Annotated in this window: 1 protein-coding gene; it reads left to right on the top strand. The window is 59.5% G+C overall.

Going from position 1 to position 1,485, the window contains the following annotated elements:
* On the top strand, nucleotides 1-1,300 hold a 1,300-nt coding region (locus LCM4573_RS18440; RefSeq protein WP_071007851.1), incomplete at its 5' end, for an ISNCY family transposase.
* Nucleotides 1,301-1,485 lie beyond the last annotated feature (185 nt).

Here is a 1,485-nt window from a genome sequence, read left to right as displayed (position 1 = left end):
TCGGCTGCTGCAGGCCTATGACCTGGATGGTCCAGCCGGTCTCATTTCCAAGAAGCGATCGCGACCGAGCAATCGGCGCCATAGCGAGGAATTTCGCAATGCGGCGCTGGATCTGATCCGCGAACGTTATCTGGATTTCGGTCCAACGCTAGCGCGCGAGAAGCTGATCGAGTTGCACCGGATCTCGGTGGCCAAGGAGACGCTTCGGCAATGGATGACCGAGGCTGGCATCTGGGTTTCTCGCCGGGAGCGCAAGAAACGGGTTTTCCAGCCACGCGGCCGACGTGACTGCTTTGGCGAGCTGGTGCAGATCGACGGTTCGCATCACTGGTGGTTCGAGAACCGCGGTCCCAAATGCGCCCTGCTCGTCTATATCGACGACGCCACCGGCAAGCTCTTGCATCTTCGCTTTGCCGGATCTGAGAACACGTTCGACTACCTGCATGCGACGAAGGCCTATCTGCAGCAATGGGGCAAGCCACTGGCCTTCTACAGCGACAAGCACGGCGTCTTTCGCTCCACCCATGCGTCGGAGACAGACCGGACGAGCGGCCTGACACAGTTCGGGCGGGCGCTTTACGAGCTGAACATCGACATTATCTGCGCCAACACCCCGCAGGCCAAGGGCCGGGTGGAGCGCGCCAATCAGACGCTGCAGGATCGCCTCGTGAAGGAATTACGGCTTCGCGGCATAGATACTATCGAGGCAGCCAATATCTATGCGTCAGAATTTATTGCGGATTTCAATTCCCGGTTCGGTAAACCGCCACGCAATCCGAAAGATATGCACCGGCCACTGGCCGATCATGAGAACCTTGACGGCGCCATGTGCCGCAAGGAAGTCCGCACGCTGTCGCAAACCCTGACGCTGCGCTATGACAAGGTGCTGTTCATTCTCGATCCGACTGATCTTTCCAGGTCCATGGCGGGTAAGAAGGTCGTCGTTTGCGACTATCCGGATGGCCGTCTGGAGATCATGCACGAGAGCTTTGCCCTGCCCTATAGAACCTTCGACAAGTTACGATCGGTGCATCGATCCGAAGTCGTTGAGAACAAGCGTTTGGACGACGTGCTGTCGATCGTCGCCGAGATGCAGGCCGGACGCCAACAGCAACGTAGCAAGAGCGGCCCTCGCCGCACTGGCCAGACGGATCATATGTTTGGGATACCGGATGGCAGTAAGAGCAATGGCTATCAGAAGCGCGGTCGCAAGCCCGGTCGGCGGACGGATTTCATGAATGATCCGGAGGTCATTGCCAAAAGGCAGAAGGCGCTGGCGCGCATGGAGGCAGCGGAATGAACCGCTGGCACTCATAGTCTCAAAGCTAAAGACGAAGGGGCGCGTCCCTCACCCGCCCCCGCTCCTCCCTCGCAACCCGGCCCAGCCGGTCGGATCGGGGGCTGCGGTCAGCGCCAGCGGCGATGCTGAGTGTCGCATTTCTAACTGGCTGGCGGCGCCGCACCTCTAACCAGCTTTGACATTGG

It is taken from the genome of Rhizobium sp. LCM 4573 (genome assembly GCF_001854865.1).
Classification (GTDB): Bacteria; Pseudomonadota; Alphaproteobacteria; order Rhizobiales; family Rhizobiaceae; genus Neorhizobium.
Note: the sequence above shows the minus strand (reverse complement) of the source record. Positions and strands in the feature narration are given on the sequence as shown.